The sequence below is a fragment of the Pseudoalteromonas sp. NEC-BIFX-2020_015 genome (assembly GCF_012952265.1).
Classification (GTDB): Bacteria; Pseudomonadota; Gammaproteobacteria; order Enterobacterales; family Alteromonadaceae; genus Pseudoalteromonas; species Pseudoalteromonas neustonica.
In genome coordinates this window covers 19612-43409 of the sequence record NZ_JABCJL010000006.1, presented here as the reverse complement: position 1 = coordinate 43409, position 23798 = coordinate 19612, and the positions used below count along the sequence as shown (strand labels likewise).

The following is a 23798-nucleotide window of genomic DNA, read 5'->3' as shown; positions in this document are numbered from 1 at the left end:
CTAGCGGGCTAAGTAAAAACCGAGCAACAAAGAGTCAATCGCCCCTAGGAAGAACCCTTTGGGCAGAGCATATTTGGCATTTATACTGCGTTATCGCCTATTTATGGGGAACAACCACACTGCATAGGCGCTGCCTTGCCTAAATACCAAATAGACTGCTGCAAAATCAATCACGAAAGGTCAACACGCCCTAGGGGGCGCGGTTTAATTTTATAAAACAAAGTAGTACAGGGGCATATGGAATATTTAGCAGTAAAACACACTCACATGGCAATCGCCGTTTTAAGCATCGTTTTATTTTATGTACGTTCATTTTCACGAATGGGAAGTGGCACAATCGCAAAGAATAAGGTGGTATTTATTGGTAGCCACGCTACAGATACATTCTTACTTATTTCAGCGTTTGCGTTAATGGCCATTGCAAAAATGAACCCATTGGAGCAGATGTGGCTACTTGAAAAAATTATTTTAGTTGTGGCTTATATTGTACTGGGCGTTATTGCAAGTAAGCAGCAAAAAACCAGCATTAAAGTAGTCCTATTGGTTGTTACAACAGCTGTAATCGCATTAATAGGTAAATTAGCAGTTACTAAGACAGCTTTGTTTCTTTAACTCTCTGAATGTGCAAAGACATATTGAGTCTTTGCACTAAATATCCGCGTGATCTCAAAACATTTAATCAAGTGATTTGAGAATACGCGGGTATAAACTAACGCGCGGCGTTGGTATCTCGCCTAAAAACTAGGTAAACTAGTGATTCGTTTTCTAAAAAAGATGTTGCAGTATTAATGACCACCCCTTGGTTTGAAGATCAAAATGAGTCCTATCAAGATGAGGCTTTTGACACATTCGTTCCTCAAGCGTTGTATCGCTGTATCAGCGCTGAAGCAAAGTGGGACCCTCAAGCAGATCTAAGCGATAGCTTTGCTACATTGAGCGATTTTGAAAGTCAGGTAACTGAGCTATGCCAGCAACATATTGATACTCACGAGCGCTTTGACGCATTAGTTGATATGTTTTTCACGCAGTGGCTATTTAGTGTCTCAAGTCTAAAAGTACCAGAATACACTCTGAATAGTTTTAGCTATATGCTCAGTATGCGCAGTGGTTCAGAAACGACGTTGGCAATATTATTATGTCATTTACTCAATCATGCTGATTTTGATGCTAATGTGACTATTAACAATAGTGAAGTAAACGTACATATTGCAATCAGTGATGAGGAAGGGTATTTACTCGAACCCAGTACTGGTCAGCAAAGCTGGTATATCATTCCTGAAAACGCCAGTGAAGAAAATGGTGACGAACAAGAACCGTTAGAGCTTATTTTTGATGAAGATGTTTATAAACTTTATTTAGCGCAACAAAAATGGGCATTTATCAGCGGTAATAAATTTGGTCATGCTTTGAACTGCGTCGAAATGCTCATGGAACTCATTGGTGATGATCCATATGAAAGACGTGATCGAGGTTATTTATTAAACCAGCTAGATTGCCCGCAAATGGCGCGTGACGACTTGCAATTTTTTATTGATGAATGTCCAGATGATCCAGCAATAGAAATAATTCAGCACCAATTAGAAGAACTCGAAGATAATAATAAAACGCACCATTAATTTTAAGGAATTCCAATGGTTGATACTAATACCGCATTAATTACCAACGATGCCGTTGTATTTGGTTTGTTGGCTGTAATATTAGGTTTTATTTTTAAAACATCTCATAGTGAGCACAGTGCACTAAAAAAGTTTTACAAATATGTCCCCGCATTACTCCTTTGCTATTTTTTACCGTCACTGCTTAATACATTTGGTATTGTCGATGGCAGCGCCTCTAATGTTTATTATGTGGCGTCGCGCTATTTACTACCAGCGTGTTTAATTTTACTGACAATCAGTATTGATTTACGTGCCATTATTAATCTTGGCCCCAAAGCACTCATTATGTTTTTGACGGGGACAGTGGGTATTGTGATTGGTGGCCCTTTAGCTATTTTGATCATGAGTGCGGTGTATCCAGAAGCTGTCGGTGGTCATGGTCCTGATGCCGTATGGCGCGGAATGACAACAATCGCAGGTAGTTGGATTGGCGGTGGTGCAAACCAGGCGTCTATGAAAGAAATGTTTGAAGTCGGCGGTGATATTTTCTCTGCTATGGTAACCGTTGATGTGATTGTCGCTAATTTGTGGATGGCTGTGTTGTTATTAATGGCCGCCAATCATAAAGCGATTGATGCAAAAACGGGCGCAGATACCAGTGCAATCGAAGACTTAAAAAATCGTGTTGAAAAATACCAAGCTGAGCATGCGCGCACACCCACGTTAAACGATTATATGATGATAATCGCAATCGCCTTTGGTATTACAGGCCTTGCGCATTTTTGCGCTGACTTTTTAGGGCCTTTCTTTGGGGCTAATTTCCCATGGGCGCAAGAGTACAGCTTAAACAGCAAGTTTTTTTGGTTAATCGTTATTTCTACCACGATCGGCATTAGCCTGTCATTTACCAAAGTGCGACATATTGAAGCGTTTGGCGCGTCGAAGGTTGCGTCAAGTTTCTTGTATATCTTAGTGGCATCGATTGGCTTACATATGAATATAACGGCTATTTTTGAGTCGCCTATGTATTTTGTAATTGGTTTAATCTGGATGTTAACGCATGCTAGTTTAATGCTAATTGTGGCTAAAATTATAAAAGCGCCGCTATTTTATATGGCCGTTGGTTCTCAGGCTAACGTCGGCGGCGCCGCATCTGCCCCTGTTGTGGCATCTGCTTTTCACCCATCGCTTGCGCCCGTTGGTGTGCTATTGGCGGTTATGGGCTACGGAGTAGGTACGTACATGGCGTATATTTGTGGATTAATGATGCAAGCAGTTGCACCTTGAGGAATAATAATGAATAACCATTTGATTAAAATTAGTAATATTGAACTGGCCAATGATAAACCGTTTGTGTTGTTCGGTGGCATGAATGTACTTGAGTCTCGCGATCTGGCGATGCGAATTGCTGAGCATTACGTGGAAGTGACCAGCAAGCTTAATATTCCTTATGTATTTAAAGCGTCATTTGATAAAGCAAACCGATCATCAATAAATTCATACCGTGGACCAGGTATGGAAGAAGGGCTGAGAATTTTTGAAGAGATCAAAAAAACGTTTAATGTTCCGCTTATCACAGACGTTCATGAACCTCATCAAGCTGCGCCTGTGGCTGAAGTCGTTGATGTTATCCAACTACCTGCATTTTTAGCACGTCAAACGGATCTCGTTGTAGCAATGGCTAAAACGGGCGCTGTTATTAATGTTAAAAAACCACAGTTTTTAGCTCCACACGAAATGCGCCATATCATTACTAAATTTAATGAAGCGGGTAATAACAACATAGCGTTGTGTGAGCGTGGTTCTAGTTTTGGTTATAATAATCTTGTTGTCGATATGCTTGGTATGGATGACATGAAGCCAATGGCTCCTGTTATTTTTGATGCAACCCATGCATTACAACGCCCTGGTGGACGTGCAGACTCTGCTGATGGACGCCGTGCTCAAGCGGCAGAACTTGCTCGCAGTGGAATGGCGCTCGGGCTTGCAGGACTATTTATTGAAGCTCACCCTAATCCAAACGAAGCTAGATGTGACGGCCCATGCGCGTTAGCATTGAGTAAACTTGAAGGCTACTTGAGCCAAATGAAAGCGGTTGATGATTTAATTAAAAGCTTTGCACCACTGGATACCAGTGCAAGCGATTTATAATTAGCGACGTCTATATTTAAAAAGCGACTAAGGTCGCTTTTTTTACGCCTTAAATATACTCTTTCTTAGCATAGGTATATAATTCACCGCATAAGAAAAACTAATTCTAAGCTTGGTTATCATGTCAAGACGGGTACCTCCATTAAACGCACTAAAAGCTTTTGAAGCGGCTGCGCGTCATTTAAGTTTTACAAAAGCAGCAGAAGAGCTTTATGTAACGCAAGCGGCTGTCAGCCATCAAATAAAAACACTTGAAGAACATTTAGGGTTGAAGTTGTTTTTACGTAAAAATCGCTCGTTATTGTTAACCGAAGAAGGGCAAGGTTACTTCCTCGATATTAAAGAAATTTTTACACAGCTTATTGATGCAACCGAAAAGCTATTAGCCCGAGGTGCTAAGGGCTCATTAACGGTAAGTTTAACCCCAAGTTTTGCAATTCAATGGCTTGTGCCACGATTAAGTTTGTTTAATGAGTTACACCCTGAAATCGATGTGCGAATAAAAGCCCAAGATCAAGATGAAAACTCGCTTACCGATGACGTTGATGTTGCTATTTATTATGGTCGTGGTCATTGGAGTGGTGTGCAAACACATAAGCTTCATACTGAATACTTAGTGCCGTTATGTAGCCCCATGTTACTTACGGGTTTAAAACCACTTAACCAGCCGAGTGATTTAGCCAATCACACGTTATTGCATGATACAACGCGAAAAAATTGGAAAACATGGATGAAAACAGCTGGCGTGCGTAATATACAGGTAAACCAAGGGCCTATTTTTAGTCACTCATCGATGGTCTTACAAGCGGCAGTACATGGGCAGGGCGTGGCAATAGGTAACAGCGTATTGGCAAAGCCAGATATTGATGCGGGGCGATTAGTGATCCCTTTTAACCACAGCCTAGAGAGTAAAAATGCTTATTATTTAGTAAGCCGAGAGTCACAATCAGAACTGGGTAAAATTGTCTCCTTTAAACAGTGGATGCTTAGCTTAGTAGAACAAGAGCAAGAATACTAATATGACAATACAATGGTTTAAAAGTACGCAGCAGCCTGCACAGGCACAATTTATATTTGCGCATGGAGCGGGTGCTGGCAGTGACTCCGAGTTTATGCAGCATATGGCGGCATTACTTGGTAAAAAAGGGATTGATGTTGGGTTATTTGATTTTGAATACATGCAAATAGCGAAGCAAACGAATAAGCGCAGGCCACCTGATCGCGCCCCTAAATTACTCGATTATTATGCACATATACTGACCCTAGCGCAGCCAAACTTACCTTTATTTATCGGTGGCAAGTCAATGGGTGGACGGATGGCTTCAATGCTTGCATGCCAAAGCAAAGAGCCAATTCTCGGTGTAGTCGCATTTGGTTACCCATTTCATCCCCCAGGTAAGCCTGAAAAGTTACGCATAGATCATTTTGGGGATATTGCATGCCCATTTATAGTACTGCAAGGTGAGCGAGACACCTTTGGCACACGTGAAGAGCTCGCAACACTTGAGCTTGCAAAGCGCCCAGAATTTGTGTGGTTAAATGATGGAGATCATTCTTTAAATCCGCGTAAGCGTAGCGGTTTCACTGTTGAACAAAACTTAAGTGAAGCGGCAGAAAACGCTGCAAACTTTATGATCAAACTCGCTGTACAGTAAATTTTGGTGTAGTCGTTTTTCTAAGGGGAATACATGATTAAATTATTTTTAATGGCTGGCAGTTTATTTTGTATGTTGTCGGTTGTACTGGGGGCTTTTGCAGCACATGGTTTAAAAAGCCGATTATCAGAGTATGCGCTTGGGGTGTTTAAAACAGCTGCTGATTATCAAATGATGCATGGCTTAGCACTGATAGCCACGGCCATTTTAATTAAATGGGGGCTAAATTTAACCGTTGCTGGTTGGTTTTTTATCGCAGGTACGGTGTTATTCAGTGGTAGTTTGTATTTATTAGCAATAACAGGCTTTAAGTGGCTTGGACCAATTACACCTATTGGTGGCGTGTGTTTTATCGTCGCCTGGGCTATTGTTTTAGTGCAAGTTGCACGATTTAAATTTTAATAATGAATAAGCTTAGCTTTGCGTTCTTCAGTTTGGATTAAAAGTAAGCTATCAAAGGGTTTTTATGTCAAGTGTAGTAATTTACTGTCGTAGTGGTTTTGAAAATGATGCCGCTGCTGAAATAACTTTCCATGCCGCAGAGCAAGGTTTTGCAGGGTATGTAAAAGCAAAGCCTAACACCGGCTATGTTATTTATGAATGCTTTGATGCATCACACAGTGACGAAATTATTAAAAAAGTCGATTTTAAAAATATGGTGTTTGCTCGCCAATGGTTTGCGGGTACTTTACTTGAAAATATGCCCGTTGAAGATCGCGTCGGTGAGATAGTTAAAGCCGCTATCGATTTTCCTTTATGCTCAGAGCTACGAGTAGAAACGCCAGATACAAATGAAGGTAAAGAGCTTTTAACCTTTTGCAAAAAAATATCAACGCCGCTTAAAAAAGCACTTGAAAAACAAAATACGGTTTTACGTGAGCCAAAAGCAAATCGCCCAGTAATGCATATCATGTTTTTAACCAACAATACGGCTTATGTTGGCCACTCGTATAGCTATAATAATTCGCCATTTTTTATGGGTATTTTACGTTTGCGTATGCCAAGCGATGCGCCGAGTCGTTCAACACTTAAACTTGATGAAGCGTTTAATGTGTTTATCCCAGAAAAAGAGCGCGAAAGCCGTGTTCAAGCTGGAATGCGCAGCGTTGATCTTGGCGCGTGTCCAGGTGGTTGGACGTATCAATTAGTTCGCCGCGGTATGTTTGTAAGCGCGATTGATAATGGCCCAATGAACGATGATTTAATGGAAACGGGGCAAGTTAAGCACTTTAGAGCCGATGGTTTTAAATACCGCCCAGAAAAGCGCAATATTCAATGGTTAGTCTGTGACATGGTTGAAAAACCAACTAAAGTTACTAGCCTAATGATTGATTGGGCGGTTAATGCTTATGCAACTGAGCTGATCTTCAACCTAAAGTTACCGATGAAAAAACGCTTTGACAGTGTGTATGAGTGTTTAACCATGATCAGAGAAGAGCTTGCAAAGTATGGTATTAGTTATGAGCTTCAAGCAAAGCACTTATACCACGATCGTGAAGAAGTGACGGTGCACTTAAACGTGACTAAAGTGCCACAAAACTTATATAGCTAAAAGTTTGTAAATTACAGTGATTAAAAAGCACAGTATTTGCTGTGCTTTTAGCTACTATGGCGTAAATAAGCACTAACGTAACCTTGCAAATTGCTGCGTATAACACGTAACATACGGTTAATAGGGAATGAGTGAAGTTGCTGTATAAGCGCACTGAAAAATAAAGAGTAGATATAGATGTATAAAAATCAAAAAGTCATATTGCGATTGCGGACTAATATTCCATCATTTAAATGTGTTGAAGGTTGCCATGATTGCTGCGGGCCGGTGACAACATCATCTGAAGAAATGTCGCGGTTACCGGTAAAAACAGATGCAGAACATGAAGCGGCGTTAAATGAATTTAATTGTGTGCATCTTGGTCCAAAGGGCTGCACTGTGTATGACGAGCGCCCATTGATTTGCCGCCTTTTTGGTACTACTCCGCGAATGCCTTGTCCGAACGATCGTGCGCCAGAAGAACCTGTAGATCCTAAGATTGAGCGTGAAGTACATCATTTTATTGCCAATACACGCCAAGTATTAGTATAAAAAGGGGAGTTAATAACAGTGTGTATTGAGCTCCCCATTGAGTATTAGCGATAGTTAGGGCGGTAGTTATCTACCCATAAGCGGGTTGCCCCACAAACAGCAACTGGCATAACGATTAAATTTACCACTGGTATGGCCGTCAGTAACATTACCGCAAAACCAAACCCATACGACAGACCTTGTTTTTGCTTCAGATCTTGCCTCATTTGTTTAAAACAAATTTTATGATTATCAAAAGCATAATCTTTATATTGCACTGCGTACATCCAACAGGTGAACATCACCCAGATTAGCTGCCCAATCACTGGGAGTACCCACAAAAGAATAAAAAAGCCAATTGCGCGGGGTAAAAAGTAACACAGTTTAATCCATTCACGAGAGAGCATACGAGGAACATCTTTTAGTGTATCCATTAAGCCATCATCATTGACTGTTTGGCCAGTAAGGTACAGTTCCACTTTCTCACTGAGTAAACCATTAAAGGGCGCTGCAATAAAATTAGTTATTACTGTAAAGAGCATGCTGTAACTAAATAAAATGACTAATACTGCTATCGGCCACATTAGCCACTCGAGCCAACTTAACCATGTAGGTAATAGGTTATTTAAATATGCAAACCCATCAGTCAGCCAGCCGTATAAAAAAAACAATGAACTACCAAAAAGCACTATATTGATTAACAAAGGAATAAATACAAAACGCTTTAAGCCTTTTTGCGTGATCAATTTAAAACCCGAAAAAAAATATTCCATACCTTGCGTAAACTGCACGTTAAAACCTCAGATCCTAGCTATATTGGTTTTAGTATAAATTGCTCAGGTATTTTGAACAGCATTTTTAGGTAACAAAGTGTTTTTGTAATAACGAATAAAGTTTAAAAAGTGTAGGTATTGTAAATTATTAAGGTTTGCGATGTGAAATTCATGCTATTGGAGGATGGTTTTATTTTCAAATTGTTAGATAATTATAGGTACGCAATAGTTTAAGGAATGACCAATATGAGTGCAGCGCAATTTTCCAAAGGACTGAAAATTTTAGGTGCTTTAATTTATTTAATGGTACTTTTAACCTCTAGTACGAGTTTTGCTCTGAGCAGTATAAATGGAAGTGTGTCGCCAGGTGGAGGTGCTATTAGTCTCAGCCCTGCTCCCCCTTATAATTTAAGTTACCAAAAAGATTCAGCTACAATTACAATTTCTTGGCAGTGGAATGCGCCTTCGCAAGGGGGATGTGACTCAGGTCTTATGTCAGTTCGTTCCGGAACGACTTGCTGTGTTGACTGTACAACGTTTAATACTCCAAGTGTCGATTTTATTATTGAGGTATCAGAAAACAACACCCCCTATCGCTTAGTTGGTCCCGCATTCAGCCAAAGTTACAAGTATAATTTAACCTATGCTACATCTTATAAGTTTAGAGTAAAAACGCGAGAGGAGGTTGGTTATAACGCTTATGCTTATAGCTTGGCGATTGTCAGCCCTTTGATAACTGTCAGCTCTAAATTAGCTAAACCTGTGTTATCAAATACACAGCAAGATATTCTTAAAGGCACTGCTATTTCTATTTCTGCATCATCTGGAGCCGCGATAAAATACAAATTAATCAACAAGGGTAGCAGCTGTACAAATTCATCATGGCTTAGCTACAACTCGCCCGTAACAATTAATTCAGATAAGCGTTTATGTACTAAAGCAACACGAAGCGGTTGGCGAGAAAGTGAAGTTGTATTTAAAGATTACAGTATAACGAATAAATTTGACCCAGATTCAGACTTTATACCAGAGCGAGCATTAATTAGACCGATTTCAATACCAAGTGCAGTTAAGAGTTCAGCTGAGTTAACAACAATTAAAGGTGAGGCTTCTATAACTCATCAAGGGGCGGCTACTTATTTAATTCCTCTTGACTTGCCTAACGGCTATGCAAATCAAAAACCAGAATTGGGGTTGACATATTCAAGTTTATCAACATCAAACTTAGCTGGCTTTGGTTGGAGCTTAAATGGAGCAGGATTTATAAATCGATGTAAAGGTTCTTTAGAAATTGATGGGCAATTCAAAGGTATTGAATTCAATAACGAAGATTTACTTTGTTATGGAGACCAGAGATTGAGGCTTGTTGCCGGTAACAATTTGTCGGCAGGTGCAGAGTACAGACTTGAACAGGCTCCCAATGTAATTGTGATTCAGCATAATAGCAATCGTTATAGCTATTTTGAAATGCGCCATGGCGATGGCCGAATTAGCTTTTTTGGGAAAACAAATAATACCAAAATAATTGATAGTAATTATAACCAGCCTATAAGTTGGTTGCTGTCAGAGAGGAGTAATCAATTTTCACAATCGATTGTTTATGGTTATAGCCATTTCTCGAATCATGTGCCTTTGTTAAATGAGATCAATTATGGAGGAAATCGTGTAATTCTTGATTATGAGCTAAGAAAGCATCAATATTTAAAATACTCAATGGGTAACAGGCGTGATGATTCTTATCGTTTAAATGAAATTACGATTAAAAATCATCAGGGTTTGAGTATTAAAAGTTATCACTTGGGCTATCGCCAAAGTCGATTTAGTGATAAAGATCTACTAGAAAAAGTAGAAATGTGTGATGGCTCTACCTCTGGGCTGTGTGCTTTATTAACTGAGTTTGAGTATTCTGACAGCGATGTTGTTGGCTTTAGCAGTATTGAGCATATGATCAAGCTAAGTGATTATACTAACGTTGATGGGTGGGGTGATTGTCCTAAATATAATGGGGACAATAATTGTTTAGTTTATGCATTAAAAGTAGTAGATATGAATAATGATGGTTCAAGAGATATCATCGTATCTACACGAAAAGGAAATAAAACTGGCAAAGCACTTGTATTTGAGTATAAAGAGAATACTTTTGAATATAACAGTCGCTTGAGTAATTTAAATGGGGCTATCTATAATAAAAATGGTGTAGGTCAGATGATCCAGAGAGAATACCCTTGGTATTTAGCAGATCTAAATGGAGACGGACACTTTGAAATATTGAGTGGAAGAAAGCAATATTATGATTGGGATGGCGATGGTATTGACGAACTGCGGCCATTTAATTCATCAGGCGTTAGTGCTTATGAGAGTGCTTATACATATCCTATAAATAATTATGTTGATATTGAACTTAAAGCGCATTCAGGCCCATATACTACTGATACGTTAATTGATTTTAACCAAGATGGCTTAATAGATAGATTAGTTCCTATGGGGACATGGATTGAGAGGAATACGGGAGATGGTGATTCAGCCGTAGAGTTTGGCGCAACCTATTGGCTTTTAGAAGTAAATAGGTCTGAGAATGATACATTTTCAGCTGATGTATTGTCTCCACCAAACCAACCATCTGGAACAAGTACAGATAAATTTAATGAGCTTGGCATTTTTAAAAGTATAGGTAAATGGACTACACCAGGTGATATTAATGGTGATGGTTTGACTGAATATGCAATTAAATATGTTGATGATGAGCGTCTGAATACTGGTAAAGGGATCTCTTTTTTAAAACATAATTACTCGTCTACAAGCTTGTACTCTACCAATAAAAATCGACGTTTTTTTGGGTGGAGTGACCTAAATGGTGATGGTAAAAGTGATGCTGTATACGCTGTAGGAAAGAATTTATACTGGAACAGATCATTAAAAGACTCTTTTGCAGGGTATGAGAGGTTAGCTTCTTTTGTTAATTGGGGAAGTTTTAGCGAAAATGCGAAGTATCAATATGCTGATATTGATGGTGATGAGCAACCTGAATTAATTTATTATGATTCTGCGGCTCAAAAAGTACGGGTGAGATTTGATGCAAATACTCACAATGTTGTACAAGATAAACTAACTAATGTTTCTACAGGCTTGGGTAAAACGTATGAATTTAATTATAAGCGTTTAAATGATCCTAGCGTTTACACACCAGCTAATGATGCTAATACTAAAAGCTGGGGTAATGGGTCAAAAGTTAGAGACATTACTTCATCGATGGCTGTTGTTGCTGAATATAAAGAATCTATAGCATTAAGTGAAACTGGCTCTACTCTATACGATACGACATCTTACCAATACGAAGGTCTAAAGTCACAAGCTGGTGGCCGAGGCACTCTTGGTTTTAAACGTGTTGTTTCAATCCAATCGAGCACTGGAATTAAGACTGAAAAGCAATTTAGGCAAGATGCTCCATATAATGGTCAATTACAGTCATTGCGCACGTCAAAAGATGGTATCAACCTCTCTGAAAGAAATATCACACAATGGTATAACTTTAACGTTAATAGCGGAAAAAGCCGTGTAGTCCTTCCTAAGCAGACCATAACAAAAACATATTTTCCCAATACTATAAATGGTCATTTTATAAATAGTACTTTATCGCTAGAAGAAACGCAGGTGAATGACTACTCTTTGAGTTATGGTGGTTACCCAATATTAAATGCAAAAACAGTCACGAGTAGAGATAAACTAGATAGTACGACTCAATCTTTAACTAAAACATATAGTTATGATGATGAGAACTTAGATGGTTGGTTTATAAAAAGGCCAACTAATGTAGTTAAAGTGTTCAATAGAACGAACTCAGATCAAGTAACTCAAACAACAAGCTTTAGTTATTATGAAAATACAGGCGCAAAAGAAACTGAAATCATTGAGCCTAATTCAGATGATAAATCACTGTACTTACAAAAGCACTATAAGTATGACAATGTGGGTAATGTAGCCCAAGAAACGCTTTGCTCTTTCGGTAGTAAAAGTTTGTGTCATCGGACGGATACCCCACCAGATACAAACAATAATTTATCAAATTTCATAAGGATAATGAAATATGAGTACGATGCAAATCAACGTTACTTATTAAGCACGAATAATGGTGTGTTCAATATTAATCAGTATCAAACGTATAACTCACTGGGGCAAGCACAAGAGATATATGATAACTACTCGTCGGCATCTCAAACAGGTAAAAAGCAAACACTGCGTTATGATGCATTCGGTCAGTTATACTACACATATCAAAATAGTGGTGCCAGCAGCACAATTACAAAATACAAATGTGACTCAAGTCGTTCAGATTGCCCAAATAACGCAAGTTATTTAATTGAAATAAGCCACACAGATAAGCCAAAAGAAATCACGTATTATGATTTTTCAGGTAACCAAATCAGGGTTATAAGTCAATTATTAGATGGTTCGTGGACCAACACGGATACGATTTATGATAATCGTGGACGTGCTTTTAAAATGTCTGCTCCTTACAAAACTGGGCAAAACATCCCAGGGTGGACTATCACGCAAATGGATGTATTTGATAGAAAGGTTAAAGTGAACAATTCGCACGGATTAATTACGCAATTTGATTACCAACAAGGCAGTATTTCGCAAGAAACAACAGGTACGTACTACGGTGAAGTAACCGCAGATATGAGCAGAACAAGAAGTGAAGTTCGCAACGGTTTTGCAGAAATAATTGAAACAATCGACCCGGATAATAACTCTACAACGTATCACTATAATGCACTTAATTTAATTGCCAAAGTAACGAGTGTTGATAATCATGATACGGTGATTGAATATGATACGTTAGGTCGTCGTACAAGACTCTTGGATGTGGATAAAGGTGATATACGCTATGGTGTTAATGCATTAGGTGAAGAAATCACAAAGACGTTGCCAGATAACACTGTGAAGAGTGACTACCGAAATTCTGCTGGCCAAATAGTAAAAACTACATATAAAAAAAGTGCGCAAGTCATAACGAATCGATTCAATTATGACGGCGCCTTGCTAAAATCCGAAGTAAGTCAAAATACCAGCAAAACATTTTTTTATGATTCATTTAATCGCTTAGAAAAAACAGCGTACCAACTGGACGGTAAAATATGGGAGAGCCAAATTTTTTATGATGATGTTGGCCGAGTTTTTAGAGAAATGGATATAAGCGGGTATGGCAGAGGGTTACAATATCAATACGCATATGGTCATTTTAATCGTCTTTTTGAAGTAGCAACAGGTAAAGCATATTACCGTGCAAGTAAAATGGATGCACATCAAAATGTAGTTAAAGCGAGTGTGGCTAAAAATATCGATATAGAAAAAAGTTATGAGGCTATTACGGGTCGATTAAAATCACTTCATGCTGCACATGGGCTTATTCAAAATGAAACATATGGCTATGACCAGTTAGGTAATTTACGGCATCGTACTAATTATCATGGTGCTACTGAAACGCTTACTGAAACGTTTAGGTATGATGACTTAAATCGCTTAACGGAAGTATATTTTAACGGCATTAATACCCAATCAATCCGTTATTATGAAAATGGTAATATTAAACAAAAGACTAATGTGGGAAACAATAGCCTCTATGGTTATGGTACGAAAGTGTCAGGTTGCAGTACAACACCGGGGGCACATGCTGTTAGCTCTGTAGGCAACAGGCGTTATTGCTATGATGTTAAAGGCAACCAAGTAAAAGAGTACCAAGGTTCACTACTTACTAGAGATATAGAGTACTCACTCTTTGATAAAGCAGTACGCATTTGGTCAAAAAATGGCGAGAGTGCATTTAATTATGATGCCACTAATTCGCGATATAAGCGTGTTGATAAAGAATCAGGTAAAACCACAACAACCTATTATGTGGGCGGGCAAGAAATTATTTTTCATTCTGATAATACCAGTGAAATCAAACGCTATATTAAAGACATTGCCATACATAGTATAAAAAGCACAGGGACTGAAGAATTATTATACACCTTTAAAGACCATTTAGGCTCAGGTAATATTATTACCGATGAACGTGGCAATATTAAGGCAAAAATGAGCTTTGATGCATTTGGCAAACGACGAAATGCATTAACATGGGCGAGTTATCAAGCGCCATATACACAACTAAGCGATCTTGCTCAGTTAAGGGAGATCACCCAAAAAGGCTTTACAGGGCATGTTCAAGTAGACCACGCCAATGTAATTCATATGGGAGGGCGAATATATGACCCTGAGCTTGGCCGTTTTATGCAAGCAGATCCAATTATTCAGGATGTACGTGATGCACAAAGCATTAACCGTTACTCTTATGTATTTAACAACCCGTTAAGTTATACCGATCCAACAGGGTATGATTGTGTAAATGAAAATGCCCCAGTGTGTGCTGCGGCAATGGATAAGTTACAAAAAGAAACCGCAGCAGCTTCGACAGGGAATGCAGGAAATTCAGCGAATGCAGAAGTTGACAGCGCCAATGCAAGTAATAATAAAATAAATAGTGCGGATGGGGCGCAAGGAAAATCAATCCCAAACTTGTTACATAGTCCTTTAGATGATGCTCGAGACTTTATTGTTGATGCAATAAACCCAATACCTCCATTAGTTGATGGGTTGACTGAATTGTCAAAAGGTAATTATACTGAATCCGTAGTAGCAATTGCAGGTATTGCCACTAAGAAAATAAAAGCAGTAGCGAAAGTAGGCGAAAATATTTCAGATGCTGTTTCAGATATTACAAAGAATGTAAAGCTTGGCGAATTTAATATTGTTGACTGGAAAGGCTATCCTAATGAGGTTCCGAAACCTAATGCTCCAGTCAGATTGATTGAAGGTGATGAGTATAAAGCCGCAAGAAAAACGGCTAATGCAGCGAATAGGAATATACGACAACAAAACAACCTCATTGGTCAATCAGTTGATGTTCATGAAGTACAACCTGTGAAGTTTGGTGGTTCACCAACTGATGCTGCGAATAAGGTAATTCTTGATAGAACCCTACATAGACAGCAAGTAACCCCATTTTGGAATAAATTACAGAAAGATGTTGGGGATAAATAACTATGAATGAAAACTTAAAAGCTGTACTTGATGACTTTTCCTTTGATGGAGGTGCATCAAAGGATACACTTGCCGAGTTAGAGTATCTCGGCTTATCAGATGATTTTCTATCTATTTTTGATGAGTTAAATGGTGGTGAAGGTTTTGTCGGAGAAGAATATTTAATTCTTTGGAAAGCTGAAGAATTATTACCTTTCAATATCGAATACGAGGTCGATAAATATGCGCCGGGAATATTTTTGTTTGGATCAAATGGAGGTGGTGAAGGATTTGGATTTGATACTCGAAGTAAACCATATAAAATTGTTGAAATTCCATTTATCGGGATGGATCTCCAGTATGCAACTCTTGTGGCTGAGAGCTTCACGCATTTGTTAGAAAGGATGAAGGTGTCTGATGGCTCGTTATTTTGATATCAGAAAGCAAGAGCGAGACAAGCTTACTGGGCTAGAAATATTTGAGATAACTCCAGTTATTGTTGGAGGGAGTCCTGAAGATCCTGAGAACAAAACATTGTTAACTCGCCAGCAACATATTGAAGCGTGCCGTTATTGGAATAACGTAATTAGAGAGCTTCGAACCCAACAGAAGTAATTGTAGCGATCAATGCCTTGCCTAAATCGCTTTTAATTCCAACGACGCTCGCATCTTGAGGACAATTAAAGAAGACACCCATCCTAATGTTTGTATTTTTTATATTTTGCACTAACTTTTAATTAGTGAAAAATATAATCAGGGTGTCACATGGCAATTGCAAGAAAGCGTCAAGTAAGTTTGGCTGATACAAAATACTATCACTGTATCTCACGTTGCGTTCGCCGTGCATTTTTATGTGGAGAAGATCACTTTACTGGTCAATCCTACGAGCACCGCAGGGGCTGGGTTGAAGATAAACTGATAGATTTAGCCAAGGTATTTTGTATTGATGTGTGTGCTTTTGCCGTAATGAGTAACCACACTCATTTAGTGCTGTATGTAGATGATAAAAAAGCGGATCGGCTAAATGATAAAGCGATTGTTATTCGCTGGCACAAGCTGTGTAAAGGCACCGTACTTACGCAAAGATACTTACAAGGTGAGAAGCTAAGTAAAGCAGAGCTTCTCTTTTTTAATCAAACAGTCAAGCAATATCGTGAACGGTTAGCAAGTATTAGCTGGTTTATGCGGCTATTAAATGAAGATATTGCTCGTCAAGCGAATAAAGAAGATAACTGCACAGGCAGGTTCTGGGAAGGAAGGTTCAAGTCACAAGCGCTTCTTGATGAAGCGGCATTGGCAGCCTGTATGGCATACGTTGATTTAAATCCTATCAGGGCTAAAATGGCAAACACGCGAGAAGAGTCATCATATACGAGTGTGCAAACACGATTAGAAAGCGCAACAGAAGGCAAGCAACCAAAAAAACTATTGCGTTTTGCCGGTATGCCACGTCAAATTATGCCAAAAGCATTACCGTTTGAACTTAAATCCTACCTTGAACTGGTTGAATTAAAAGGACGTTGTATACGAGAAGGCAAACGCGGGTATATTGAAAGCACACATTTACCTTTACTAGAAAGAGTAAATATATCCCCAGAAAACTGGTTAAAACTGACCACGCAATTTACGCGCGTATTTCATGGTGCAGTAGGTAGGACGATCTCACAAGAGAGTTACTGTGAAAGCTTGAACAGAAAACGACCTAGCAACGTCAGCAACAGCGAAAAGTTACTTGCATAAAAATAAAGTTCCTCAGTAAATAGTTAAAACTACATCATGCAGTTATTTTTATGCGTGTAATTTAGGTTTAACATTAATAAACGCTCGCTTAAGGAATAATGTGCAAGTGATGATAGAAAAAGAGATAAGTTTTTAGTTCAAAAAAGTTAACTAAGTAGCACAGTTTTATTTACTAATTAAAGTGGCTGTCTAGTTTATTTCTTTATCAAAGACTTTGGTGTAATGACTAAAGGTACACACACCTTTTGCCAAAGCAATGCAAATAAATGTGAAGGAAAAGCCGACTTTGTTATGCTTTGGCATGATTTAGGCGATAAATTAGAAATTACCCGAGTATTAAGTTACGGACACCGCGGCAATACAGGCAGCAAATAACTTAAAACGCAGGCAGTTTGTTTTGCACTAAAAGGGCGTGGTGGTGATGTTATTGAGGTATACTAACCAGCCTTTTTACATGAGCGTTTGTAATGTCTAAGATTTTTATTATTGGCTTACCAAGAACGGGCACTACCAGCATTAGTGTTGCCCTATTAGACATGGGCTTGCTCGTTGCGCATACCGCGTTTACTAAAAAAGCATTTGAGGTAGCTGACGCTGTATCAGACGCGCCATGTTTTAGCGATTATAAACAGTTAGATGTTTTATTCCCCAATGCGAAATTTATTTATTTAAACCGGGACCTAAAAGCATGGTTGCCATCCATCACCATGTTGCTTGAAAAAATGGCGCCGCATCTGTGTCTTAAAACAGGCCATTTTAATCCAGTATTAAAACGCAGCTTTCAACAAACTTTTCCTAATATTCACCCTCTGAATGAGTGTGAATTGACTGCTTGTTATACACAACATCAACAGGCAGTATTGGAGTATTTTAAAGATCGTGATGATTTTTTATCCCTTGATGTAAGCGAGCAGGGCGCCCTTTTTACACTAAAGCAGTTTTTGGGTATGCCGACAGATGGCGATACTAATTTTGCGAAATTAAATGTTGGCCGTAATGTGGCAAACTGGCGTGAGTATAAACACCCTAATAAGGTGAATGCCAACTTAGCCGGAGCAGAGCATCGCAAGTTCTTTGACTACAGTTGATTGATTTAGAATTAGTCAGTTTTGGGCTCTTTACTATCAGCTGAACTGTGAATATTACCACTACTAAAAAAACTGAGTTTGGCGATTAAATCAGGTATTAGTCGTTCACTATTATAATCATAAATTTTATTTATTTGTTGTGTGTGAAAGTTCATTTGCATACTCGGTAAATTCGTTGTAACCCACTTTTGTACGGAGTCAGAATGAATGAATTGATCAGGTGATTTTTCTTTATCGGCTAAAAGCTTTTCCCATATTTGGTTTTGTATTTGGGCAGGTGATTCTTTTATCTCGTCTAGGGTATCGTTTATCCAGCCCAAGCCTATGTCATTGTATGCTTCTAAAATATTATCATAGAGTATTCGGCGACTTGATGGATCACTAATATTGTCTTGTTGAGCAACATGTTTACCATTACCAAGTTGATAATACTGCTTATTTGCTTGGTAATTAGTTTGTTGTGCAAGGTAAGTAAATACATCATTTTGATTATCTTTGTCTACTTCACTCAACATAGCTAACATTTCATCGTTTTGATGTGTTTTTATAAGGCTCATCATATCGATAATACCGCTGCTTTGTTGCAGGTTTGTATCAGCTAAATGGGAATTTAGTTGCGTTAGTTGTTCATCACTTTGGTTTTTATTCATCAATAAATTCGCGTAGCTTATTGCCAACTCAGTCTTTTCATTGTTGGCTTTATAGTTTGATTTAAACCAATCGATATTTTCGTCGCTGCTTTGCATTACTAATGGCTCATTGCCATTGATGTCATCGCCAATGGGGGACGTTGGTTTTTTATAATCATCGCCTTGTTTAAGTATTGCCGCCATCGTGTTAACGGTACTGCTTAACGCCTCATCAGAGAGCTTACTTAATGATGAAATTAACTGCTCGCTAATATCTTTGTTTTGCATACCAAACCGTAGGCTTGATGTTGTGACTGCAAACTCAGCGAACTGGCTTAATTCTTCATCACTCATCTTTTGTGCTAAATCGAGTAGTTCTTGTGTGGGTTTTATATGTTGAAACATTCTTCGATGCTCGCCGTCGAGCCTGTCTAGTTGATCCAAAAAAGCATTAATATCGTCGGGATCAGTAAACTCGCCATAGCGATAGGTTCGCTCTGTAAATGGCTTATTCATTTCTATAGCACTACTGCTTAGCCCATAAAGGTCCATACCAAAGTAATGAGGGAGATCATCATGATTAAGCTTTCGACCTTTAAATGGGTCATCAACAGCAATAACAGGGGCATTTTCTATCGTGTTTAGTTCTTTGTTTACAGGTGAAGAGGTAAAGACCTCAATAGCGGCTTTAAATTTATCCCCTAGGTGGGGTTTTATCGGTTGCGTAAATAGACGCTGAGCTTGGGGTAGGCTTGGTATTTTCACTGTTGCTCCTTAACATTGCCAATGCACTTGTTTATATATCGACCTGTAATGACAGATCTTTAGGTCAAACAGAGCAAAGTGAGTGGTAGTACACAAATAAAGAGTGAATTTTTAAAAGATTTTTACCCGTAAAATAGTGGCTGATACGCATATAAAAGTTTAAATACATTAAAAATAGGCTAAACGCGGTTGTTCATTTGTTACAATTCGGTATAGTTTGCCAACAAATTATTAATATAAATTGAGATGTTCTATGCAGTTAGTTGATTTAAAACCAAATGACCAGGATGTGATTAATGTTTTTGCTGATATCGACCGACTAATGAACACTTTGTACCCCATTGCAACTGCTCAGTCCCTTACGGTAAATGATTTAAATAAACCCAATGTTTATGCCATTGGATTAAAAAACGAGGACGGGATAGTAGCGTGTGGTGCCATTGTAAAACAATTTGACGATAAGGTTTATGGTGAAATTAGACGCTTATATGTTAAACCAAGTTATCGTGGAAAGGGTTTATCTCGTCGTATTATGCAAATTTTATTGCATCATGCAGGAGAAGAAGAAATTCCATTGATCAGATTAGAAACAGGCCCTAAACAAGCTGAGTCAATCAGCTTGTATGAAAATCTAGGGTTTCAACGCTGTTTAAGCTTTGGTAAATATAAAGATAATCCACAAAGTTTATTTATGGAATTAGGGCTTAGTCAATCTTCCTAAAATATGAAATTTTTATTAAGATAACTTAATAACAAAGACGATCTATCTACCCTATTATAGGTCGCCTCGACAAGATGCAGTGAAAACGCTTCATAAGTCTGACATTGATTTTATCTGTAAAACTACACAAATATACCCAAGCCACCTCAAAATGCAGGATTCAGCGTTCCACAGGGGCTTAATATCAAGGGCGTTACTTGGCAATAATGGCGGTCCCTTTTAAGAAGTAACAACGCAGAGAGTAAGTGCCTGTGAAACGCCCAACGGGTTGGTTTAAAAGCGATTTATACTGCGTTATTGATTTTGATAAGGGAATAACCATTACCTGCAATCCATGCCTTGCCTAAATCGCTTTTAATTCCAACTGAAACTCGTATCTTGAGGTGGTTTGGGTATACTTCCTGCAAATACCGAATATCACCACGCTACCGATGAGTAAAACACCGCATTATTAATGATTTTTAGCTCATAATTATCGTCTTGTATGCCATGTTGCTCGACCTAAAATTATTGATATTAAAATTTATTCGTTACGAGTAAAAATACTTGTTGGACTTAGGGGCTTATTTTTCTTTTAATGCGCGCAATTAGCCGATACGGCACTCATTAAATAAAAGAGAAAGATAAATGAAAGAGACAACATCATCACTAGAACAAGCTCGTACGAGTTACAATGTTCGTCATTGGAGCCAAGGTTTTTTTGGTATTAATGATCAAGGTGATGTGTATGTTGCGCCAAAGGCTGATGCCCCAGAGCAAACCATCGCACTTATAGATATCGCTAAACAACTTGAAGATAAAGGCTTGAGCTTACCTGCTTTGGTACGTTTTCCGCAAATATTGCATCATCGCGTTCACAGTTTATGTGCTGCATTTAATACCGCAATAGAAAGCTATGGGTATCCAAAAGACTATTTATTAGTCTACCCAATTAAAGTAAATCAACAGCGTGAAGTTGTAGAAGAGATAGTTGCCAGTCAAGCGAATATAGAAAAGAAACAGCTTGGCTTAGAAGCTGGTAGTAAACCTGAGTTATTGACCGTATTAGCATTAGCTGAAAAAACCAGTGCAGTGATTGTCTGTAATGGCTATAAAGATAAAGAATATGTGCGCTTAGCACTGATTGGCGAAAAGCTAGGTCATAAAGTGTATATCGTGCTTGAGAAACTCTCTGAGCTGGATATGGTACTTAGCCAAGCTAAAGAGCTAAACGTAAAACCGCGTATTGGTATACGTGTGCGTTTAGCATCACAAGGTAAAGGTAAATGGCAAGCGAGTGGCGGCGAAAAGTCAAAATTTGGTTTATCAGCGTCACAAGTATTACATGTAGTAAATCGTTTAAAAGAAACCGATCAACTTGATTTAATTGAGTTGGTGCATTTTCACTTAGGCTCGCAAATGGCTAATATTCGCGATGTCCGTCTAGGTGTAAGCGAAGCTGCGCGCTTTTACTGTGAGTTACGTAAATTAGGTGCACAAATTGATTGTCTTGACGTAGGCGGCGGTTTAGCGGTTGATTATGATGGCACACGCAGCCAATCACATAACTCAATGAATTACAGCTTGGCAGAATACGCAAATAATATTGTTTACACCATTGGTGATATTTGTAAGCAATACGAGCAGCCATTCCCGACGATTATTTCAGAGTCAGGGCGTGCGTTAACTGCGCATCATGCAGTGCTTATTTCAAATGTTATTGGTACAGAAAGCTACGTGCCTGAAGATATTCAAGCACCGGCAGAAGATGCACCAATCCTTTTGAAAAATATGTGGATGTCGTGGCAGCAACTTCATGTATTAACGGATGATCGTGCATTAATTGAAATTTATCACGACAGCCAAGGTGACTTAGCTGAAGCGCATAACCAGTTTGCAATGGGTTTACTTGATTTAACGCAACGCGCATGGGCTGAGCAAATAAATTTACGTGTATGTTATGAACTTAATAAACACATGGATAACAAAAATCGTTTTCATCGCCCGATTATTGATGAACTAAATGCTCGTTTAGCGGATAAATTTTTTGTTAATTTCTCTTTGTTTCAGTCATTGCCTGATGCATGGGGTATTGATCAAGTGTTTCCGGTATTGCCATTAAGCGGCTTAACAGAGGCACCTAAAAAGCGTGCTGTATTGTTAGATATTACGTGTGATTCAGACGGCGCGCTTGATCATTATGTTGATGGCCAAGGTATTGAAAGTACGTTACCAGTGCCTGAATTTAGTGCTGACACACCTTATTTGATGGGCTTTTTCTTAGTGGGTGCGTACCAAGAAATTTTAGGTGACATGCATAACCTGTTTGGCGACACTCACAGCGCTATGGTGCACATGGACGAGCAAGGTGAGGCAAGTATTGTAGAAATAAACCAAGGTGACACGGTAGCCGACATGATGCGTTATGTTCATCTTGATGTAGAAGGTTTTCAATCTTCATATGCACAGCTGGTGACTGCAAAATTACCACAGGCTGAGCAACAAAGCGTGCTTGATGAATTACAAGCGGGTTTAGACGGTTATACTTATTTAGAAGAGCTTTAATATGACCACTTTGTTTGATCACCCTGATCACTCATTGTATTCCAATGGCATGACGTTTTTACGTCAGCCAATGGTACAAAATATCACAGACATTAATGCTGATGTTGTCGTACTGGGATTGCCATTTGATATGGCAACCTCAGGGCGCCCGGGCGCTCGTTTAGGCCCAGATGCTATTCGCAGAGCATCAGTGCATTTAGCATGGGAAGAGACTAAATACCCATGGACATTCAAGTTGTTTGAACGTTTAAAGTTAGCGGATGCTGGGGATTTTACGTACCCAGTCGGCGATGCTGAATATTTTACTGCAAAGCTTGAACAGGCAGCTGCGGGCATTTTAAACCAAGGTAAAGCTATTTTAGGTCTAGGTGGCGATCATTTTGTCACCTTACCGTTATTACGAGCGCATGCTAAACGCTTTGGTAAAATGGCGCTAGTACATTTTGATGCTCATACAGATACTTATAGTAATGGTTCACGCTATGACCACGGTACCATGTTTTATCATGCACCGATGGAAGGACTGATTGATGTTGATCATAGTATTCAAATTGGTATACGTACTGATTTTGATCAAAGTAAACATGAGTTTGCCGTGATTGATGCTATGGCGGCTAATGATTTATCAGCGCAAAGCATTGCTGAGCAAATTTTAGCGCGCGTGGGTGATTTACCTGTGTATATCACCTTTGATATAGATTGTTTAGATCCCGCGTTTGCCCCAGGTACTGGTACGCCTGTGTGTGGCGGTTTAACCAGCGACAAAGTGCTTAAAATATTACGTGCGATTAAGGGCATAAATATGATTGGTATGGACGTGGTTGAAGTATCTCCCTCGTACGATCAAAGTGAATTAACAGCAATCGCTGCAGCAACCATTGCCAGTGAATTATTGCACTTATGGACGTTAAAGCATAAGTACTGATATTTTCATGTAAAATAAAAAGCGCCATCTAGGCGCTTTTTTGTCGTTGTCGATAAATTATGGAAACAGGCTATCAGCGATAAGT

General features: G+C 38.9%; 20 protein-coding genes. 18 read left to right on the top strand and 2 right to left on the bottom strand.

Going from position 1 to position 23798, the window contains the following annotated elements; genetic code table 11:
• Positions 1-237: 237 nt before the first annotated feature.
• The 9 genes from HH219_RS06040 (at position 238) to HH219_RS06000 (ending at position 7487) form a co-directional block, all read left to right on the top strand.
• Positions 238-612 carry a SirB2 family protein gene (locus tag HH219_RS06040; RefSeq protein WP_054206458.1) on the top strand — a complete coding sequence of 125 codons (375 nt, stop codon included), beginning with the start codon at positions 238-240 and terminating at the stop codon, positions 610-612.
• A gap of 176 nt (positions 613-788) precedes the next feature.
• The gene (locus HH219_RS06035; protein ID WP_054206457.1) at positions 789-1616 is read left to right on the top strand and encodes a tetratricopeptide repeat protein; all 828 of its coding nucleotides are present in this window, start codon (positions 789-791) and stop codon (positions 1614-1616) included.
• A gap of 15 nt (positions 1617-1631) precedes the next feature.
• Positions 1632-2885, top strand: a complete 1254-nt coding sequence (locus HH219_RS06030; protein WP_054206456.1) for a DUF819 family protein — start codon at positions 1632-1634, stop codon at positions 2883-2885.
• A 9-nt stretch (positions 2886-2894) separates the two neighbouring features.
• Positions 2895-3749 (top strand): 3-deoxy-8-phosphooctulonate synthase, encoded by an 855-nt coding sequence (kdsA, locus tag HH219_RS06025; protein WP_054206455.1) that lies wholly within the window; start codon positions 2895-2897, stop codon positions 3747-3749.
• A 121-nt stretch (positions 3750-3870) separates the two neighbouring features.
• A complete protein-coding gene (locus tag HH219_RS06020; protein ID WP_054206454.1) occupies positions 3871-4767 on the top strand; it encodes a transcriptional regulator GcvA in 897 nt (298 codons plus the stop codon).
• Between the two features lies 1 nt (position 4768).
• The gene (locus HH219_RS06015; protein ID WP_169326925.1) at positions 4769-5404 is read left to right on the top strand and encodes an alpha/beta family hydrolase; all 636 of its coding nucleotides are present in this window, start codon (positions 4769-4771) and stop codon (positions 5402-5404) included.
• Between the two features lie 33 nt (positions 5405-5437).
• On the top strand, positions 5438-5806 hold the full coding sequence (locus tag HH219_RS06010) for a DUF423 domain-containing protein (RefSeq protein WP_169326924.1): 369 nt from the start codon (positions 5438-5440) through the stop codon (positions 5804-5806).
• A gap of 64 nt (positions 5807-5870) precedes the next feature.
• A complete protein-coding gene (gene rlmM, locus HH219_RS06005) occupies positions 5871-6956 on the top strand; it encodes a 23S rRNA (cytidine(2498)-2'-O)-methyltransferase RlmM (protein ID WP_054206451.1) in 1086 nt (361 codons plus the stop codon).
• Between the two features lie 177 nt (positions 6957-7133).
• The gene (locus HH219_RS06000; protein ID WP_169326923.1) at positions 7134-7487 is read left to right on the top strand and encodes a YkgJ family cysteine cluster protein; all 354 of its coding nucleotides are present in this window, start codon (positions 7134-7136) and stop codon (positions 7485-7487) included.
• 44 nt (positions 7488-7531) lie between these two features.
• Here the strand turns inward: HH219_RS06000 and cysZ are convergent, their stop codons facing one another.
• On the bottom strand, positions 7532-8257 hold the full coding sequence (gene cysZ / locus HH219_RS05995) for a sulfate transporter CysZ (RefSeq protein ID WP_054206449.1): 726 nt from the start codon (positions 8255-8257) through the stop codon (positions 7532-7534).
• Between the two features lie 228 nt (positions 8258-8485).
• Here cysZ and HH219_RS05990 point away from each other — a divergent pair, with 228 nt between their 5' ends.
• The 6 genes from HH219_RS05990 (at position 8486) to HH219_RS05965 (ending at position 18129) form a co-directional block, all read left to right on the top strand.
• Positions 8486-15322: an RHS repeat-associated core domain-containing protein gene (locus HH219_RS05990; protein ID WP_169326922.1), complete on the top strand. Its 6837-nt coding sequence runs from the start codon at positions 8486-8488 to the stop codon at positions 15320-15322.
• A 2-nt stretch (positions 15323-15324) separates the two neighbouring features.
• Positions 15325-15735, top strand: a complete 411-nt coding sequence (locus HH219_RS05985) for an SMI1/KNR4 family protein (protein WP_169326921.1) — start codon at positions 15325-15327, stop codon at positions 15733-15735.
• Positions 15719-15916, top strand: coding sequence for a hypothetical protein (locus HH219_RS05980; protein ID WP_169326920.1), 198 nt, complete (start codon positions 15719-15721; stop codon positions 15914-15916). Before HH219_RS05985 ends, HH219_RS05980 begins: the two co-directional genes overlap by 17 nt.
• A 150-nt stretch (positions 15917-16066) precedes the next feature.
• A complete protein-coding gene (locus HH219_RS05975; protein WP_169326919.1) occupies positions 16067-17041 on the top strand; it encodes a transposase in 975 nt (324 codons plus the stop codon).
• Positions 17042-17263: 222 nt separating this feature from the next.
• A complete protein-coding gene (locus HH219_RS05970) occupies positions 17264-17416 on the top strand; it encodes a hypothetical protein (protein WP_169326918.1) in 153 nt (50 codons plus the stop codon).
• Between the two features lie 92 nt (positions 17417-17508).
• The gene (locus tag HH219_RS05965; protein WP_169326917.1) at positions 17509-18129 is read left to right on the top strand and encodes a sulfotransferase; all 621 of its coding nucleotides are present in this window, start codon (positions 17509-17511) and stop codon (positions 18127-18129) included.
• Between the two features lie 11 nt (positions 18130-18140).
• Here HH219_RS05965 and HH219_RS05960 read toward each other — a convergent pair whose 3' ends face one another.
• Positions 18141-19523: a hypothetical protein gene (locus tag HH219_RS05960; RefSeq protein WP_169326916.1), complete on the bottom strand. Its 1383-nt coding sequence runs from the start codon at positions 19521-19523 to the stop codon at positions 18141-18143.
• A 253-nt stretch (positions 19524-19776) separates the two neighbouring features.
• On the opposite strand from HH219_RS05960, the gene HH219_RS05955 reads away from it, so the two are divergent.
• From HH219_RS05955 to speB, 3 genes are all read left to right on the top strand, one after another.
• Positions 19777-20244 (top strand): GNAT family N-acetyltransferase, encoded by a 468-nt coding sequence (locus HH219_RS05955; protein WP_169326915.1) that lies wholly within the window; start codon positions 19777-19779, stop codon positions 20242-20244.
• Positions 20245-20871: 627 nt separating this feature from the next.
• Positions 20872-22788, top strand: a complete 1917-nt coding sequence (speA, locus tag HH219_RS05950; RefSeq protein WP_169326914.1) for a biosynthetic arginine decarboxylase — start codon at positions 20872-20874, stop codon at positions 22786-22788.
• Between the two features lies 1 nt (position 22789).
• Positions 22790-23713, top strand: a complete 924-nt coding sequence (speB, locus tag HH219_RS05945; RefSeq protein WP_169326913.1) for an agmatinase — start codon at positions 22790-22792, stop codon at positions 23711-23713.
• Positions 23714-23798: the final 85 nt, after the last annotated feature.

Coding starts and splice junctions, on each gene's coding strand:
- HH219_RS06040 (WP_054206458.1), top strand. CDS start 238: ATGGAATATTTAGCAGTAAAACACACTCACATGGCAATCGCCGTTTTA.
- HH219_RS06035 (WP_054206457.1), top strand. CDS start 789: ATGACCACCCCTTGGTTTGAAGATCAAAATGAGTCCTATCAAGATGAG.
- HH219_RS06030 (WP_054206456.1), top strand. CDS start 1,632: ATGGTTGATACTAATACCGCATTAATTACCAACGATGCCGTTGTATTT.
- kdsA (WP_054206455.1), top strand. CDS start 2,895: ATGAATAACCATTTGATTAAAATTAGTAATATTGAACTGGCCAATGAT.
- HH219_RS06020 (WP_054206454.1), top strand. CDS start 3,871: ATGTCAAGACGGGTACCTCCATTAAACGCACTAAAAGCTTTTGAAGCG.
- HH219_RS06015 (WP_169326925.1), top strand. CDS start 4,769: ATGACAATACAATGGTTTAAAAGTACGCAGCAGCCTGCACAGGCACAA.
- HH219_RS06010 (WP_169326924.1), top strand. CDS start 5,438: ATGATTAAATTATTTTTAATGGCTGGCAGTTTATTTTGTATGTTGTCG.
- rlmM (WP_054206451.1), top strand. CDS start 5,871: ATGTCAAGTGTAGTAATTTACTGTCGTAGTGGTTTTGAAAATGATGCC.
- HH219_RS06000 (WP_169326923.1), top strand. CDS start 7,134: ATGTATAAAAATCAAAAAGTCATATTGCGATTGCGGACTAATATTCCA.
- HH219_RS05990 (WP_169326922.1), top strand. CDS start 8,486: ATGAGTGCAGCGCAATTTTCCAAAGGACTGAAAATTTTAGGTGCTTTA.
- HH219_RS05985 (WP_169326921.1), top strand. CDS start 15,325: ATGAATGAAAACTTAAAAGCTGTACTTGATGACTTTTCCTTTGATGGA.
- HH219_RS05980 (WP_169326920.1), top strand. CDS start 15,719: ATGGCTCGTTATTTTGATATCAGAAAGCAAGAGCGAGACAAGCTTACT.
- HH219_RS05975 (WP_169326919.1), top strand. CDS start 16,067: ATGGCAATTGCAAGAAAGCGTCAAGTAAGTTTGGCTGATACAAAATAC.
- HH219_RS05970 (WP_169326918.1), top strand. CDS start 17,264: ATGACTAAAGGTACACACACCTTTTGCCAAAGCAATGCAAATAAATGT.
- HH219_RS05965 (WP_169326917.1), top strand. CDS start 17,509: ATGTCTAAGATTTTTATTATTGGCTTACCAAGAACGGGCACTACCAGC.
- HH219_RS05955 (WP_169326915.1), top strand. CDS start 19,777: ATGCAGTTAGTTGATTTAAAACCAAATGACCAGGATGTGATTAATGTT.
- speA (WP_169326914.1), top strand. CDS start 20,872: ATGAAAGAGACAACATCATCACTAGAACAAGCTCGTACGAGTTACAAT.
- speB (WP_169326913.1), top strand. CDS start 22,790: ATGACCACTTTGTTTGATCACCCTGATCACTCATTGTATTCCAATGGC.